Origin of the sequence: Pseudomonas jessenii, assembly GCF_002236115.1 — a bacterium.
Classification (GTDB): Bacteria; Pseudomonadota; Gammaproteobacteria; order Pseudomonadales; family Pseudomonadaceae; genus Aquipseudomonas; species Aquipseudomonas jessenii.
On sequence record NZ_NIWT01000010.1, the window covers coordinates 317,065 to 333,178 of the forward strand.

Sequence of the window (16,114 nt, forward strand, 5' to 3'; positions counted from 1 at the left end):
CGCTAAAATTAGAAGCGGTAGTGCGAGAAAGCCTTGTTGGCTTCAGCCATACGGTGAACGTCTTCACGCTTCTTAACTGCAGCACCTTTACCTTCGGCAGCGTCCAACAGTTCGCCAGCCAAACGCAGAGCCATAGACTTCTCGCCGCGCTTGCGGGCGTAGTCTACCAACCAGCGCATTGCCAGAGCGTTACGACGGGAAGGACGAACCTCGACCGGAACCTGGTAAGTAGCACCACCAACGCGGCGCGACTTCACTTCGACCAGCGGAGCGATGGCGTCGAGTGCTTTTTCGAAGAGTTCCAGGGGATCGGTGCCGGCCTTACGAGCCTTCACGGTATCCAGGGCACCATAAACGATACGCTCGGCAACGGCTTTCTTGCCGCTTTCCATTACGTGGTTCATGAATTTGGCGAGGATTTGGCTTCCGTATTTCGGATCGTCCAGAATCTCACGCTTGGCTGCTACGCGACGTCTTGGCATTGATAAGCCCTCAAACGGTCTTCAGGTTAGCCCGGGACAGCTCCTATGGATGCGTGCCCGACCTTACTCTTATCGACTCAATAAAATGAAAAACTGCAAAACGGCCGATTACTTCGGACGCTTGGTACCGTACTTCGAACGACCCTGGTTACGACCTTTAACACCGGAAGTATCCAACGAACCGCGAACGGTGTGGTAACGAACACCTGGCAAGTCTTTTACACGACCGCCGCGGATCAGTACCACGCTGTGCTCTTGCAGGTTGTGGCCTTCACCACCGATGTACGAGGAAACCTCGAAACCGTTGGTCAGGCGCACACGGCATACTTTACGCAGTGCCGAGTTAGGTTTTTTCGGCGTGGTGGTGTACACACGGGTGCACACGCCACGGCGTTGCGGGCAGTTCTGCAGCGCAGGCACGTCGGATTTCTCGACGATACGCTTACGCGGCTGACGTACCAGCTGGTTGATAGTTGCCATCTACTAGCTCCACTGTTGTCTTGCGACGCTATTGTCTTGCAAGAAAAGCAAAATGGCAGGAACGAGTTCCCGCCAAATTTAGGGGTACAAGAGTCTAAAGAGGATCTTGTCCCCAGTCAAGGCAAGGCCCCGCCCTCCCCGCTCATCCAATCTCGACAATTTGTCTCGATTCGATGAACGGAGTGACCAGGGCCTCACACTCATTTACCGCAGAACTCAGTTACCGCTCGAGTTCAGCGCTTCGGTCAGTGCAGCTTCCACTTCACTGGCGCTGACGCGCAACGGCTTGTCTGCATCACGGCGGCGCTTACGCTCGCTGTGATAAGCCAGGCCGGTACCAGCCGGGATCAGACGACCCACGACCACGTTTTCTTTCAGGCCGCGCAGGTAATCGCGCTTGCCGGTTACCGCCGCTTCGGTCAGTACGCGAGTGGTTTCCTGGAAGGAAGCCGCCGAGATGAACGATTCGGTGGACAACGACGCCTTGGTGATACCCAGCAGAACACGAGTGAACTTGGAGACAAACTTGTCTTCGCCGCTCAGACGCTCGTTCTCTACCAGTACGTGAGTCAATTCCATCTGGTCGCCCTTGATGAAACTGGAATCGCCGGATTCAGCGATCTCAACTTTACGCAGCATCTGACGCAGGATGGTCTCGATGTGCTTGTCGTTGATCTTCACGCCTTGCAGACGGTAAACGTCCTGGATCTCGTTGACGATGTACTTGGCCAGCGCACTCACACCCAGCAGACGCAGGATGTCGTGTGGATCGCTCGGACCGTCGGAGATAACTTCGCCGCGGTTTACCTGTTCGCCTTCGAACACGTTCAGGTGACGCCACTTCGGAATCAGCTCTTCGTACGGATCGCTACCGTCGTTCGGGGTGATAACCAGACGGCGCTTGCCCTTGGTCTCTTTACCGAACGCGATGGTGCCGCTGACTTCAGCCAGAATCGACGCTTCTTTCGGACGACGTGCTTCGAACAAGTCGGCAACACGCGGCAGACCACCGGTGATGTCTCGAGTTTTCGAAGTCTCTTGCGGGATACGAGCGATAACATCACCGATCGCGATCTTCGCACCATCCGCTACACCGACCAGGGCGTTGGCTGGCAGGAAGTACTGAGCGATAACGTCAGTGCCTGGCAGCAACAGATCCTTGCCGTTGTCGTCGACCATCTTCACGGCAGGACGGATGTCTTTACCGGCAGCTGGGCGATCTTTGGCGTCGAGTACTTCAATGTTGGTCATACCGGTCAATTCGTCAGTCTGACGCTTGATCGTGATGCCTTCTTCCATGCCCACGTAGGTCACGGTACCTTTCATTTCGGTAACGATCGGGTGAGTGTGCGGATCCCACTTGGCCACGATGGCGCCAGCTTCGACCTTGTCACCTTCTTTAACCGAAATCACGGCACCGTACGGCAGCTTGTAACGCTCACGCTCACGACCGAAGTCATCAGCGATAGCCAGCTCACCGGAACGGGACACGGCAACCAGGTGACCATCCACTCGCTCAACATGCTTCAGGTTGTGCAGACGGACGGTACCGCCATTCTTCACCTGAACGCTGTCGGCTGCGGAGGTCCGGCTTGCCGCACCACCGATGTGGAACGTACGCATCGTCAGCTGGGTACCCGGCTCACCAATGGACTGGGCAGCGATAACGCCGACCGCTTCACCGATGTTCACCTGGTGACCACGAGCCAGATCGCGACCGTAGCACTTGGCGCAAATACCGAAACGGGTTTCGCAGCTGATCGGCGAACGCACGATCACTTCGTCGATGCTGTTCAGCTCGATGAACTCGACCCACTTCTCGTCTACCAGGGTGCCGGCAGGAACGATGACGTCCTCGGTACCTGGCTTGAATACGTCACGGGCGATAACTCGACCCAATACGCGCTCACCCAGCGGCTCTACAACGTCACCGCCTTCAATGTGCGGAGTCATCAGCAGACCGTGTTCGGTGCCGCAATCGATCTCGGTTACAACCAGATCCTGCGCCACGTCTACCAGACGACGGGTCAGATAACCCGAGTTCGCCGTTTTCAACGCGGTATCCGCCAGACCTTTACGAGCACCGTGAGTGGAGATGAAGTACTGGAGTACGCTCAAACCTTCACGGAAGTTCGCGGTAATCGGCGTTTCAATGATGGAACCGTCCGGCTTGGCCATCAGACCACGCATACCGGCCAGCTGACGAATCTGTGCTGCGGAACCCCGCGCACCCGAGTCGGCCATCATGTACATCGAGTTGAAAGACTCTTGGTCGACTTCGACGCCATGACGGTCGATGACTTTCTCTTTCGAGAGGTTGGCCATCATCGCCTTGGAAACTTCGTCGTTCGCCTTGGACCAAAGGTCGATCACTTTGTTGTACTTCTCGCCCTGGGTTACCAGGCCGGAGGCGTACTGACTTTCGATCTCTTTCACTTCGTCGGTGGCTGCACCGATGATGCGGGCTTTTTCATCCGGGATAACGAAGTCGTTAACACCGATGGAAACGCCGGAAATGGTCGAATAGGCAAAACCGGTGTACATCAACTGGTCAGCGAAGATCACGGTCTCTTTCAGACCAACCACGCGGTAGCACTGGTTGATCAGCTTGGAGATCGCCTTTTTCTTCATCGGCAGGTTGACGACGTCGTACGACAGACCTTTTGGTACAACCTGGAACAACAGCGCACGGCCGACAGTGGTGTCGACGATACGGGTGTTGGTCACGCTGCCGCCATCACGGTCGTTGACGGTTTCGTTGATCCGCACCTTGACCTTGGCGTGCAGTGCGGCTTCGCCGGCACGGAACACACGGTCAACTTCCTGCAGATCCGCGAACACACGACCTTCGCCCTTGGCGTTGATCGCTTCACGAGTCATGTAGTACAGACCCAATACAACGTCCTGCGACGGAACGATGATTGGCTCACCGTTGGCTGGCGACAGAATGTTGTTGGTCGACATCATCAACGCACGCGCTTCGAGCTGGGCTTCCAGCGTCAGCGGTACGTGCACGGCCATTTGGTCGCCGTCGAAGTCGGCGTTGTACGCGGCGCAGACCAGAGGGTGCAGCTGGATAGCCTTACCTTCGATCAGTACCGGTTCAAACGCCTGGATACCCAGACGGTGAAGGGTCGGTGCACGGTTGAGAAGAACCGGGTGTTCGCGAATCACTTCAGCGAGAACGTCCCAAACCTCTGGCAGTTCGCGCTCGACCATCTTCTTGGCAGCCTTGATGGTGGTAGCGAGACCACGCATTTCAAGCTTGCCGAAAATGAACGGCTTGAACAGCTCGAGAGCCATTTTCTTCGGCAGACCGCACTGGTGCAGACGCAGGGTCGGACCTACGGTAATTACCGAACGGCCGGAGTAGTCAACACGCTTACCGAGCAAGTTCTGACGGAAACGACCCTGCTTACCCTTGATCATGTCAGCCAGGGATTTCAGAGGACGCTTGTTGGAACCGGTGATAGCGCGGCCACGACGACCGTTGTCGAGCAGTGCGTCGACGGCTTCCTGCAACATACGCTTTTCGTTGCGCACGATGATGTCCGGAGCGGACAGATCCAGCAGGCGCTTCAAGCGGTTGTTACGGTTGATCACTCGACGATACAGATCGTTGAGGTCGGAAGTCGCGAAGCGACCGCCATCCAGCGGGACCAGTGGACGCAGATCTGGCGGCAGAACCGGCAGAACGGTCAGCACCATCCACTCTGGCAGGTTGCCGGAACCCTGGAAGGCTTCCATCAACTTCAGACGCTTGGACAGCTTCTTGATCTTGGTTTCGGAGTTGGTTTGCGGAATCTCTTCACGCAGACGGCCAATCTCGTGCTCCAGGTCGATAGCGTGCAGCAGTTCGCGGACAGCTTCGGCACCCATGCGGGCATCGAAATCGTCGCCGAACTCTTCCAGCGCTTCGAAGTACTGCTCGTCGTTGAGCAGCTGACCTTTTTCAAGGGTGGTCATGCCTGGATCGATAACGACATAGCTCTCGAAGTAGAGAACGCGTTCGATATCACGCAGGGTCATGTCCATCAGCAAGCCGATACGGGACGGCAGCGATTTCAGGAACCAGATGTGGGCAACTGGCGAGGCCAGTTCGATGTGCGCCATGCGCTCACGACGAACTTTTGCCAGCGCGACTTCAACGCCGCACTTCTCGCAGATCACACCACGGTGCTTCAAGCGCTTGTACTTACCGCACAGGCACTCGTAATCCTTTACCGGGCCAAAGATCTTGGCGCAGAACAGGCCGTCACGCTCAGGTTTGAACGTACGGTAGTTGATGGTTTCCGGCTTTTTAACTTCACCGAACGACCACGAACGGATCATCTCAGGCGATGCCAATCCGATACGGATGGCGTCGAACTCTTCGACTTGACCCTGGTTTTTCAGCAAATTCAGTAGGTCTTTCAAGGCCTTTCCTCCTGGCGGAGCAGAGAGCGGGCAATCCTGCCCCGCTCTCGATTCGCGTCACGTGTTATTCGGTTTCCAGATCGATATCGATGCCGAGGGAACGAATTTCCTTGATCAACACGTTGAAGGACTCGGGCATGCCCGGCTCCATACGGTGATCGCCATCCACGATGTTCTTGTACATCTTGGTACGGCCGTTCACATCGTCCGACTTCACTGTGAGCATTTCTTGCAGAGTGTAAGCGGCACCGTATGCTTCCAGTGCCCAGACCTCCATCTCCCCGAAACGCTGACCACCGAACTGCGCCTTACCACCCAGCGGCTGCTGGGTAACCAGGCTGTACGAACCGGTAGAACGAGCGTGCATCTTGTCGTCTACCAAGTGGTTCAGCTTCAGCATGTACATGTAGCCAACGGTAACCGGGCGCTCGAACTTGTTGCCGGTACGGCCGTCGGTCAGCTGCATCTGGCCGCTTTCTGGCAGGTCCGCCAGTTTCAGCATGGCCTTGATTTCGCTTTCCTTGGCACCGTCGAACACTGGAGTGGCCATTGGAACGCCGCCACGCAGGTTTTGAGCCAGATCCAGGATTTCCTGGTCCGAGAAGTCATCGAGGCTTTCCTGACGACCGCCGATCTCGTTATAGATCTCGTGCAGGAACTTGCGAAGCTCGGCGACCTTGCGCTGCTCTTCAACCATGCGGTTGATCTTCTCGCCCAGACCTTTGGCCGCGAGGCCCAGGTGGGTTTCAAGGATCTGACCAACGTTCATACGCGAAGGTACGCCCAACGGGTTGAGGACAACGTCGACCGGGGTGCCATTGGCATCGTGCGGCATGTCTTCAACCGGCATGATCACGGAGACCACACCCTTGTTACCGTGACGACCGGCCATCTTGTCGCCCGGCTGGATGCGACGACGGATTGCCAGGTAAACCTTGACGATTTTCAGCACGCCTGGAGCCAGGTCATCGCCCTGCTGCAGTTTGCGCTTCTTGTCTTCGAACTTGTCGTCCAGCAGACGGCGACGATCAACGATGTAGGCCTGGGCCTTCTCGAGCTGCTCGTTCAGAGCATCTTCAGCCATGCGCAGTTTGAACCACTGGCCGTGCTCAAGACCGTCGAGAACTTCGTCGGTGATGTCCTGGCCTTTCTTCAGACCGGCGCCGCCTTCGGCTTTGTGGCCGACCAGAGCGGAACGCAGACGTTCGAAAGTAGCACCTTCAACGATGCGGAACTCTTCGTTCAGGTCCTTGCGGATCTCGTCCAGCTGGGACTTCTCGATCGACAGGGCACGAGCATCACGCTCAACGCCGTCGCGGGTGAAGACCTGTACGTCGATGACAGTACCTTTGGTACCGGTAGGTACACGCAGGGAAGTGTCTTTAACGTCGCTGGCTTTTTCACCGAAGATCGCACGCAGCAGTTTTTCTTCCGGAGTCAGCTGGGTCTCGCCTTTCGGAGTGACCTTACCGACCAGGATGTCGCCTGCGCCAACTTCAGCACCTACGTAAACGATACCGGCTTCGTCCAGCTTGTTCAGAGCCGCTTCACCCACGTTCGGGATGTCGGCAGTGATTTCCTCTGGGCCAAGCTTGGTGTCACGGGCCACACAGGTCAGTTCCTGGATGTGGATCGTGGTGAAACGGTCTTCCTGAACAACACGCTCGGACAGGCAGATGGAGTCTTCGAAGTTGAAGCCGTTCCATGCCATGAACGCGATGCGCATGTTCTGACCCAGTGCCAGTTCACCCATGTCGGTGGACGGGCCGTCGGCCATGATGTCGCTACGCTGAACCCGATCACCCTTACGCACCAGCGGACGCTGGTTGATGCAGGTGTTCTGGTTGGAGCGGGTGTACTTGGTCAGGTTGTAGATGTCGACACCGGCTTCACCGGTTTCAACTTCGTCATCGGCAACACGAACCACGATACGGCTGGCGTCGACGGAGTCGATCACGCCGCCACGACGAGCCACGACGCAAACGCCGGAGTCACGGGCTACGTTACGCTCCATGCCGGTACCTACCAGCGGCTTGTCAGCGCGCAGGGTTGGTACAGCTTGACGCTGCATGTTCGAACCCATCAACGCACGGTTGGCGTCGTCGTGCTCGAGGAACGGAATCAGCGACGCAGCAACCGAAACTACCTGCTTCGGCGATACGTCCATCAAGGTGACGTCTTCCGGCGCCTTGACGGTGAATTCGTTCAAGTGACGAACAGCTACCAGCTCGTCGATCAGGACTTTCTTGTCGTTCATCGTGGCCGAGGCCTGAGCGATCACGTGATCGGCTTCTTCGATGGCGGACAGGAACACGATCTCGTCGGTGACCAGAGCGTCTTTCACCACACGATACGGGCTCTCGAGGAAGCCGTACTGGTTGGTGCGCGCATAAGCGGCCAGGGAGTTGATCAGACCGATGTTCGGACCTTCCGGCGTTTCAATCGGGCATACACGACCGTAGTGAGTCGGGTGTACGTCACGCACTTCAAAGCCGGCACGCTCACGAGTCAGACCGCCAGGGCCGAGTGCAGAAACACGACGCTTGTGGGTGATCTCGGACAGCGGGTTGTTCTGGTCCATGAACTGGGACAGCTGGCTGGAACCGAAGAACTCTTTCACCGCCGCAGCCACTGGCTTGGCGTTGATCAGGTCTTGCGGCATCAGGCCTTCGCTTTCAGCCATCGACAGACGCTCTTTGACCGCACGCTCAACACGTACCAGGCCAACGCGGAACTGGTTCTCGGCCATTTCGCCTACGCAGCGAACACGACGGTTACCCAGGTGGTCGATGTCATCGACGATGCCTTTACCGTTACGGATGTCGACCAGGGTCTTCAGTACCGCGACGATGTCTTCCTTGCACAGCACGCCCGAACCTTCGATCTCGGTACGACCGATACGACGGTTGAACTTCATCCGGCCGACCGCAGACAGGTCATAGCGCTCAGGGCTGAAGAACAGGTTGTTGAACAGGGTCTCGGCAGCGTCCTTGGTTGGCGGCTCGCCAGGACGCATCATGCGATAGATCTCGACCAGCGCTTCCAGTTGGTTGCTGGTGGAGTCGATCTTCAGGGTGTCGGAGACGAACGGACCGCAGTCGATATCGTTGGTGTACAGAGTTTCGATGCGAACAACCTGAGCCTTGGCGATTTTGGCCAGGATCTCGGTGTTCAGCTCGGTGTTGCACTCTGCCAGGATTTCGCCGGTTGCCGGGTGCACGATGACCTTGGCGGTTGTACGACCCAGGACGTAGTCCAGAGGCACATCCAGCTCTTTGATCCCGGCTTTTTCCAGCTGGTTGATGTGGCGAGCGGTGATACGACGACCCTGCTCGACAATAACCTTGCCTTTGTCATCCTGAATATCGAGGACAGCGATTTCACCGCGCAGGCGCTGAGGCACCAGCTCCAGGCTCAGGGTCTCGCCCTTCACGTGGAATACGTTGGTGGTATAGAACGCGTCCAGCACTTCTTCAGTGGTATAGCCCAGCGCGCGCAGCAGTACCGAGGCAGGCAGCTTGCGACGACGGTCGATACGCACGAATACGCAGTCTTTCGGGTCGAACTCGAAGTCCAGCCACGAACCGCGGTAAGGGATGATGCGCGCGGAGTACAGCAGTTTGCCGGAGCTGTGCGTCTTGCCACGGTCGTGGTCGAAGAACACGCCTGGCGAACGGTGCAGCTGGGAAACGATTACACGCTCGGTACCGTTGATTACGAAGGTACCGTTCTCAGTCATCAGGGGGATTTCACCCATGTAGACTTCTTGCTCTTTGATGTCCTTGATCGCTTTGTTCGACGACTCTTTGTCGAAAATGATCAGGCGCACTTTTACCCGCAAAGGTACGGCGTAAGTTACACCGCGCAATACGCATTCTTTGACATCAAATGCCGGTTCGCCCAGGCGATAACCGACGTACTCCAGCGCAGCATTGCCGGAGTAGCTGATGATCGGGAAAACGGATTTGAAGGCCGCATGCAGGCCCACGTCGCGGAACTGATCTTTAGTCGCTCCCGCTTGCAAGAATTCACGATACGAATCCAGCTGGATGGCCAGGAGGTACGGCACATCCATGACGTCCGGCAACTTGCTAAAGTCCTTGCGGATACGTTTTTTCTCAGTATATGAGTAAGCCATCAGCGTTCCCCAGCTTGGTCACCTGCTTGTTTGGCCCCTCCCGACGGGAGCAGCCAGAAAATCGTGCAAACCCCATGGTTTGCGCCACCGCATCGGGTGGTTACAGCACGTTATCAGCGCCGACCCAGTCGGCTGCCAATAACGGAAAAAGGCCGGTGGCAAGAGCCACCAGCCATCAGCCTGTCGCTTAACGCTCGGGCTGGAGGAGCAAAGTCGATGCTTACTTCAGCTCGACTTTAGCGCCTGCTTCTTCCAGAGCTGCTTTGGCTTTGTCAGCTGCGTCTTTGGCAACAGCTTCCAGAACCATGGCAGGTGCGCCGTCAACTACAGCCTTGGCTTCTTTCAAGCCCAGACCGGTCAGTTCACGTACAGCCTTGATCACGTTAACTTTCTTCTCGCCAGCTTCGGTCAGCATGACGTTGAATTCGGTTTGCTCTTCAGCAACGGCAGCAGCAACAGCTGGACCAGCCGATGCAGCAGCAGCGGTAACGCCGAATTTTTCTTCGAAAGCTTTGATCAGCTCAACAACTTCCATTACGGACATGTTGCCAACTGCTTCAAGGATATCGTTCTGAGAGATAGACATGAATCTAATTCCTGATATTGGGGACGGCCTACGCGACCATCGAAAAAAACAAAAAACGCGAGAAGTTGACGAGCCTTAGGCTGCAGCAGCTTCTTTCTGGTCGCGAATTGCCGCCAGAGTACGAGCCAACTTGCTGGTAGCGCCTTGAATCACGCTCATCAGCTGAGAAATTGCTTCGTCACGGGTCGGCAGAGTTGCCAGTACGTCGATTTGGTTAGCTGCGAGGAACTTGCCCTCGAACGCAGCTGCCTTGATCTCGAACTTGTCCTGACCCTTTGCGAATTCCTTGAAGATCCGGGCAGCAGCGCCTGGATGTTCTTTGGAGAACGCAATCAGGGTAGGGCCAGTGAACACGTCGTTGAGGACACTGAATTCAGTGTCAGCAACAGCGCGCTTGAGCAGGGTGTTACGTACAACACGTACGTAAACGCCAGCTTCACGAGCCTCTTTACGGAGTCCGGTCATCGCGCCTACTGTTACGCCACGGGCATCAGCCACGACAGCGGACAGAGCGACTTTGGCAGCCTCGTTGACTTCAGCGACGATGGCCTTCTTGTCTTCGAGTTTAATTGCCACGGGTTTAACTCCTGCTTGTTACCGTTTCATCTGGTCGAAACCGGATGTCGTTTTGGTGTCTGATTCGGTAAGGAACCGGGAGCACCATCTGCGTAGGCTTGTGGTTTAAGACTTGCGTCGCCTACGGTCTTGGATAGCCCCCGCCAGGCAGGGACCCCAATTTTTCAATTGGCGCAATCGCTTGCACCAATCTGTGTCTTACGCGTCGAGCGAGCTTTGGTCGATGACCAGACCTGGGCCCATAGTGGTGCTCAGGGTAACGCGCTTGACGTAAATGCCTTTCGAGGAAGCTGGCTTGATACGCTTCAGATCAGCGATCAGGGCTTCAACGTTTTCCTTCAGCTTGACGGCGTCGAAGCCGATCTTGCCAACGGAAGTGTGGATGATGCCGTTTTTGTCGGTGCGATAACGAACCTGACCAGCCTTGGCGTTTTTAACCGCGGTAGCTACGTCTGGGGTTACGGTGCCGACTTTAGGGTTAGGCATCAGGCCACGTGGACCGAGGATCTGACCCAACTGACCTACAACGCGCATTGCATCCGGGGATGCGATCACTACGTCATAGTTCAGGTCGCCGCCTTTCATTTCGGCAGCCAGGTCGTCCATGCCTACGCGGTCAGCGCCGGCAGCCAGAGCGGCTTCAGCAGCTGGACCCTGGGTGAACACAGCAACGCGAACGGTCTTGCCAGTGCCGTGCGGCAGCACAGTAGCGCTACGAACGACCTGGTCGGATTTACGCGGGTCAACACCCAGGTTTACAGCTACGTCGAACGACTCGCTGAACTTGACAGTCGACAGCTCGGCCAGCAGGGCAGCAGCGTCTACAAAGTTGTAGGCCTTGCCTGCTTCGATTTTGCCGGCGATAGCCTTTTGACGCTTGGTCAGCTTAGCCATTACACACCCTCCACGTTAAGGCCCATGCTACGAGCAGAACCGGCGATGGTACGCACGGCTGCTTCCATATCAGCTGCAGTCAGATCCGCGTTTTTGGTTTTCGCGATTTCTTCCAGCTGAGCACGGGTCACGGTGCCAACCTTAACGGTGTTCGGACGAGCGGAACCGCTGGTCAGACCGGCCGCCTTCTTCAGCAGAACCGAAGCAGGGGTGGATTTGGTTTCGAAAGTGAAGCTACGGTCGCTGTAGACAGTGATGATCACTGGAGTCGGCAGACCTGGCTCAAGACCCTGAGTACGGGCGTTGAAAGCCTTGCAGAATTCCATGATGTTCACGCCGTGCTGACCCAGAGCAGGACCAACAGGTGGGCTTGGGTTAGCCTGAGCGGCCTTCACTTGCAGCTTGATGTAAGCGGTAATCTTCTTGGCCATGAGGCACTCCAATTACGGGTTCGAACGCCTCGAGAGGCTCCCCGGTTACTTGCGCGTTTATCCCAGTGACGACAAAACCCCACAGCCTACGGCTGCGGGGTTGGGATTTTTGTTCAACTAGACCTTTTCGACCTGGCTGAACTCGAGCTCCACCGGAGTAGAGCGACCGAAAATGAGCACTGCGACCTGAATCCGGCTCTTTTCGTAGTTAACTTCTTCAACAACACCGGTAAAGTCCGCAAACGGACCGTCGTTGACGCGCACCGACTCACCCGGCTCGAACAACGTCTTCGGCTTCGGCTTGTCGCTACCATCGGCAACGCGACGCAGAATGGCTTCTGCTTCTTTATCGGTGATTGGCGCAGGCTTATCAGCAGTACCGCCGATGAAACCCATCACCCGAGGAGTATCCTTGACCAAGTGCCAAGTACCCTCGTTCATATCCATCTGCACCAGCACATAGCCAGGGAAGAATTTGCGCTCGCTTTTGCGCTTCTGGCCATTGCGCATTTCAACCACTTCTTCAGTGGGAACCAGAATCTCGCCGAAGCCATCTTCCATACCGGCCAGCTTTACGCGCTCGATCAGCGAGCGCATTACATGCTTCTCGTAACCGGAGTAAGCATGCACAACATACCAACGCTTAGCCACGGGACACCCTTAGCCGACGATCAAGGAAACAAGCCAGCCGAGCAGGGAATCAAGCCCCCACAACAGCAACGCCATAACCAGGACAACAGCCACAACGATCAACGTGGTCTGCGTGGTTTCTTGGCGAGTTGGCCAAACGACTTTACGAATTTCGGTGCGCGCTTCCTTAACCAGTACAAAGAAAGACTTGCCCTTGACCGTCTGCAGGCCTACAAAGGCAGCTACAGCAGCAATAGCAAGCAATGCGAGTACGCGGTACAGGATCGGCGAAGCAGAAAAGTACTGATTGCCAACAACACCAACAACCACCAGAGCGACTACTACAAGCCACTTGAGGAGGTCGAAACGAGAGCCTTGAGCTTCAGCTTTAGGAGTCATCTATGAAGATCCTGTGAAAAGAAAGCCAGACACACCGAGTGAATCTGGCAGGTCAGGAGGGAATCGAACCCCCAACCTACGGTTTTGGAGACCGTCGCTCTGCCAATTGAGCTACTGACCTAAAACAAAATCAGGCCGACCATTATGCCGACCCGAAAAAGACTTTACAACACTTACCAGGCAATCCTGGCTGCAACACCGGCATTCTCGACACCGGCAACCTTCAGAAACACAATCAGGCGCAACCACTACCACCTAAAACAAAGGCAGATATTTTCATATCTGCCTTGTTATATGGAGCTCTTGAGCGGATTTGAACCGCTGACCTCACCCTTACCAAGGGTGTGCTCTACCAACTGAGCTACAAGAGCGTAACACTGTGCAAAACCTGTAAACTTGGAGCGGGTAGCGGGAATCGAACCCGCATCATCAGCTTGGAAGGCTGAGGTTCTACCACTAAACTATACCCGCGAGGCTTACAGCTCTCGCTAAAAATGGTGGAGGGGGAAGGATTCGAACCTTCGAAGTCGTAGACGTCAGATTTACAGTCTGATCCCTTTGGCCGCTCGGGAACCCCTCCTAAGCGAGCCGGCATTCTACATCATGCCAGCCTTCTGTCAAGCATTTTTCTCATTAAAAACCTGAGCTTAGCTGCGTTGACCTCGCCTCACACCGTTAACCGTTTCCGGTGTTCGCTGTGGAGCGGGCGCCATTCTATGCAAACTATTCGATGGGTGCAACCCCCTCGCACGGCATTATTTTATGTTTTAACTCATTGAATTCTTTAGAAAGGTTTATCAGCTGCAAATCGTCCAGCCAACGCCGGCTTTCCGGCGCGATACGCACCCAATACCCTGCCCCTTCGGTCGCAGCTTTCGGCAGGGACTGATACTTGACCTCCATCCCGCTCAAACGACGCTCAACCGCCTGCGCGGCCTCCTGGCGCGTATAGCCGCCCAGATAAAGGCAGCCATTGTCTGTCGAGACAGCCTTACCCTTATCCTTGGAGACGTCACCTGCTTCGCTCAACAAGCGGATATCTTGTTGAGACCCGCGATACAGACTCAAAGGCGTGACATCCTTCGCGCGCAGAGGAGCCTCTTGTTGATGCCAGATGTAGTAGAAGCCATTGAGGACAAGCAGCAGCAGAAACAACCAACGCATAAAAACCTCAGGACAAGGGACAGGCCATGGCCAATCCGACAAACACCAAGTCCGGAACAACCCTGGCCTGAGGCACGGCCTCAGTAACCAGGCTCGCATCCCCCCCGGTGAGGAATACGACAAAGTCCTCACCCCAATAGCTGCGCGCCAACTCGAGCTGAGTCATTACGAAGCCGCGCAACATCAACAGACAGCCACGCTCTACAGCCTCGACAGTCGCGCGCCCCGGGACAAGACTTTCCAGAGCCTGCTCGGCCGCCAGATCCCCATAACGAATTTTGCGAGTGTGGGTGCGCAATTGGTTTCGCATCAACGGCATCCCCGGACAGATGAAACCACCCAGGTGCTCTCCATCCGCCGCAATAAAGTCAGCAGTCACCGCCGTACCAAAGTCGAGCACCAGGCACGCACCCGAAGCCAGATGAAAGCCTCCGAGCATTGCAAGCCACCGGTCCAGACCCAGCCGCTCAAACTCCTCATACCCATTGCGCACACCTGACATTTCGCGCGCTGGCGTTGCGCACACAACCGGCACATCAAAGGTATCCCTGAGCAAAGACGTAAGCGCAGCGGTTTCCTCCGCGGTCCTGACGCTCACCAGCCGGCAAAACGTGAGGGTAAGCCCTTTGAGCCCCCCCAACCCCTCCAGCAATGCGAGATTGGAATCGACGACTCCCTCACCAAGCACATGCCCGGCATCAACGGCAAGCACACGCCACTTGATGAAACTATTCCCACAATCGAGCTCAAGAATCATCACGCAACCTCAAGCTCAACTCACCACCACTGAAGACTTTCTCCACACCATCCACCTTCAGGCGCAAGGCGCCTTGGCCATCGATACCAAGTACCTCACCATCAATTTGATTGACACCGGCAATCAACGACACGCTTCGCCCCTGCCACAGATGATTTTGCTCCCACTCCGACTGGATGGCCAAAAAACCACCAGCCTGGTGACGAGCCAGGTATCGCTGCAGCATCTCCCCCAACACCGCGACCAATTGGTTGCGATCAAACAATTTGCCTGACTCGAGCCGCAGGGATGTCCATTGCTGGTCCACTTCGTCAGCGGACTGCATGTTCACATTGATTCCCACTCCCAGGACCACGTGACACACATCTGCAGGATCACCAACCAACTCGAGCAGTATCCCCGCGATTTTTTTCTGACCTACAAGGACATCGTTAGGCCATTTCAATCCAGCGGCTGCAATACCGAGTTCACGCAACGTCTGCAAGACAGCGAGCCCAACGACGAGACTCAAGCCCTCCAACTGACGCATCCCACCATCAATGCGTAGCACCAGGCTGTAATAGACGTTTTCTGCGAATGGACTAACCCACTTGCGACCACGTCGCCCACGCCCGGCTGTCTGCCGCTCCGAAAGCACCACAAACGGCGCCGCTTGCCCACGCTCAATAGCGCGCAGCGCCTCGGCATTAGTGGAGTCGATTGAATCGTAAACCCGGACGGGCCAGTTGCAAGAAAGCGCCTGAGCGCTTATCTCGGCAGGATCGAGCAGCGCCAATGGCGCGGACAATTGATAGCCGCGTCCACGAACCTTATGAATAGACAAACCCAGCTCAGCTTCCAAATGCTGAAGCTGCTTCCACACAGCACTACGGCTGACGCCCAGGGCAGCACCCAATGCTTGACCCGAATGGAATCGGCCATCTTTAAGAAGCTTTAACAACGTCAGCATGCAGGTCTCGCCTCACAATGAGGCCCGCATGATAGCCACGCACCGAGCGATTGCATAGAAATCCAGTAGCCGTGACTTTCCCGCGGACAAAAACAAAACCCCTACCTGCATACGCAGATAGGGGTTTCGGAATTTAATCTTGACGATGACCTACTCTCACATGGGGAAACCCCACACTACCATCGGCGATGCATCGTTTCACTGCTGAGTTC

Annotated in this window: 13 protein-coding genes, 4 tRNA genes and 1 rRNA gene; all 18 read right to left on the reverse strand. The window is 56.0% G+C overall.

Annotation, left to right across the window (positions count from 1 at the left end; translation table 11 throughout):
* Positions 1–8: 8 nt before the first annotated feature.
* Positions 9–482: a 30S ribosomal protein S7 gene (rpsG, locus tag PSJE_RS30000; RefSeq protein ID WP_007994653.1), complete on the reverse strand. Its 474-nt coding sequence runs from the start codon at positions 480–482 to the stop codon at positions 9–11.
* 108 nt (positions 483–590) lie between these two features.
* The gene (rpsL, locus tag PSJE_RS30005; RefSeq protein WP_003186084.1) at positions 591–962 is read right to left on the reverse strand and encodes a 30S ribosomal protein S12; all 372 of its coding nucleotides are present in this window, start codon (positions 960–962) and stop codon (positions 591–593) included.
* A gap of 216 nt (positions 963–1,178) precedes the next feature.
* The gene (rpoC, locus tag PSJE_RS30010) at positions 1,179–5,378 is read right to left on the reverse strand and encodes a DNA-directed RNA polymerase subunit beta' (RefSeq protein ID WP_008053876.1); all 4,200 of its coding nucleotides are present in this window, start codon (positions 5,376–5,378) and stop codon (positions 1,179–1,181) included.
* Between the two features lie 64 nt (positions 5,379–5,442).
* Entirely contained in the window at positions 5,443–9,516 is a 4,074-nt protein-coding gene (gene rpoB, locus PSJE_RS30015; protein WP_007984407.1) for a DNA-directed RNA polymerase subunit beta, read from the reverse strand.
* 220 nt (positions 9,517–9,736) lie between these two features.
* The gene (rplL, locus tag PSJE_RS30020) at positions 9,737–10,102 is read right to left on the reverse strand and encodes a 50S ribosomal protein L7/L12 (protein ID WP_007970414.1); all 366 of its coding nucleotides are present in this window, start codon (positions 10,100–10,102) and stop codon (positions 9,737–9,739) included.
* A gap of 75 nt (positions 10,103–10,177) precedes the next feature.
* Positions 10,178–10,678, reverse strand: coding sequence for a 50S ribosomal protein L10 (gene rplJ / locus PSJE_RS30025; protein ID WP_007970413.1), 501 nt, complete (start codon positions 10,676–10,678; stop codon positions 10,178–10,180).
* A gap of 198 nt (positions 10,679–10,876) precedes the next feature.
* Complete coding sequence (rplA, locus tag PSJE_RS30030; RefSeq protein ID WP_003186095.1) at positions 10,877–11,572, reverse strand: 50S ribosomal protein L1; 696 nt, start codon at positions 11,570–11,572, stop codon at positions 10,877–10,879.
* Positions 11,572–12,003 (reverse strand): 50S ribosomal protein L11, encoded by a 432-nt coding sequence (gene rplK / locus PSJE_RS30035; RefSeq protein WP_007933726.1) that lies wholly within the window; start codon positions 12,001–12,003, stop codon positions 11,572–11,574. The genes rplA and rplK overlap by 1 nt, the downstream gene beginning before the upstream one ends.
* Before the next feature lie 117 nt (positions 12,004–12,120).
* On the reverse strand, positions 12,121–12,654 hold the full coding sequence (nusG, locus tag PSJE_RS30040) for a transcription termination/antitermination protein NusG (protein ID WP_007984405.1): 534 nt from the start codon (positions 12,652–12,654) through the stop codon (positions 12,121–12,123).
* Between the two features lie 9 nt (positions 12,655–12,663).
* Positions 12,664–13,032: a preprotein translocase subunit SecE gene (gene secE, locus PSJE_RS30045; protein ID WP_007984402.1), complete on the reverse strand. Its 369-nt coding sequence runs from the start codon at positions 13,030–13,032 to the stop codon at positions 12,664–12,666.
* A 45-nt stretch (positions 13,033–13,077) separates the two neighbouring features.
* Positions 13,078–13,153, reverse strand: a tRNA-Trp gene (locus tag PSJE_RS30050).
* Between the two features lie 174 nt (positions 13,154–13,327).
* Positions 13,328–13,403 (reverse strand) — tRNA-Thr (locus PSJE_RS30055).
* A 26-nt stretch (positions 13,404–13,429) separates the two neighbouring features.
* Positions 13,430–13,503 (reverse strand) — tRNA-Gly (locus PSJE_RS30060).
* Positions 13,504–13,527: 24 nt separating this feature from the next.
* Positions 13,528–13,612, reverse strand: a tRNA-Tyr gene (locus tag PSJE_RS30065).
* A 143-nt stretch (positions 13,613–13,755) separates the two neighbouring features.
* Positions 13,756–14,196 (reverse strand): hypothetical protein, encoded by a 441-nt coding sequence (locus PSJE_RS30070; protein ID WP_090451701.1) that lies wholly within the window; start codon positions 14,194–14,196, stop codon positions 13,756–13,758.
* Positions 14,197–14,203: 7 nt separating this feature from the next.
* Entirely contained in the window at positions 14,204–14,953 is a 750-nt protein-coding gene (locus PSJE_RS30075) for a pantothenate kinase (RefSeq protein ID WP_090451703.1), read from the reverse strand.
* Positions 14,943–15,902 carry a bifunctional biotin--[acetyl-CoA-carboxylase] ligase/biotin operon repressor BirA gene (birA, locus tag PSJE_RS30080; RefSeq protein WP_057713096.1) on the reverse strand — a complete coding sequence of 320 codons (960 nt, stop codon included), beginning with the start codon at positions 15,900–15,902 and terminating at the stop codon, positions 14,943–14,945. The genes PSJE_RS30075 and birA overlap by 11 nt, the downstream gene beginning before the upstream one ends.
* A 137-nt stretch (positions 15,903–16,039) precedes the next feature.
* Positions 16,040–16,114: ribosomal RNA gene (rrf, locus tag PSJE_RS32355) — 5S ribosomal RNA — on the reverse strand; the annotation flags it as partial.

What these genes read in the sequence shown, in the direction of transcription:
- rplA (WP_003186095.1), bottom strand. Translation starts at nt 11,572, where the DNA reads ATGGCTAAGCTGACCAAGCGTCAAAAGGCTATCGCCGGCAAAATCGAA.
- rpsG (WP_007994653.1), bottom strand. Translation starts at nt 482, where the DNA reads ATGCCAAGACGTCGCGTAGCAGCCAAGCGTGAGATTCTGGACGATCCG.
- rpoB (WP_007984407.1), bottom strand. Translation starts at nt 9,516, where the DNA reads ATGGCTTACTCATATACTGAGAAAAAACGTATCCGCAAGGACTTTAGC.
- PSJE_RS30075 (WP_090451703.1), bottom strand. Translation starts at nt 14,953, where the DNA reads ATGATTCTTGAGCTCGATTGTGGGAATAGTTTCATCAAGTGGCGTGTG.
- birA (WP_057713096.1), bottom strand. Translation starts at nt 15,902, where the DNA reads ATGCTGACGTTGTTAAAGCTTCTTAAAGATGGCCGATTCCATTCGGGT.
- PSJE_RS30070 (WP_090451701.1), bottom strand. Translation starts at nt 14,196, where the DNA reads ATGCGTTGGTTGTTTCTGCTGCTGCTTGTCCTCAATGGCTTCTACTAC.
- secE (WP_007984402.1), bottom strand. Translation starts at nt 13,032, where the DNA reads ATGACTCCTAAAGCTGAAGCTCAAGGCTCTCGTTTCGACCTCCTCAAG.
- rplK (WP_007933726.1), bottom strand. Translation starts at nt 12,003, where the DNA reads ATGGCCAAGAAGATTACCGCTTACATCAAGCTGCAAGTGAAGGCCGCT.
- rplL (WP_007970414.1), bottom strand. Translation starts at nt 10,102, where the DNA reads ATGTCTATCTCTCAGAACGATATCCTTGAAGCAGTTGGCAACATGTCC.
- rpsL (WP_003186084.1), bottom strand. Translation starts at nt 962, where the DNA reads ATGGCAACTATCAACCAGCTGGTACGTCAGCCGCGTAAGCGTATCGTC.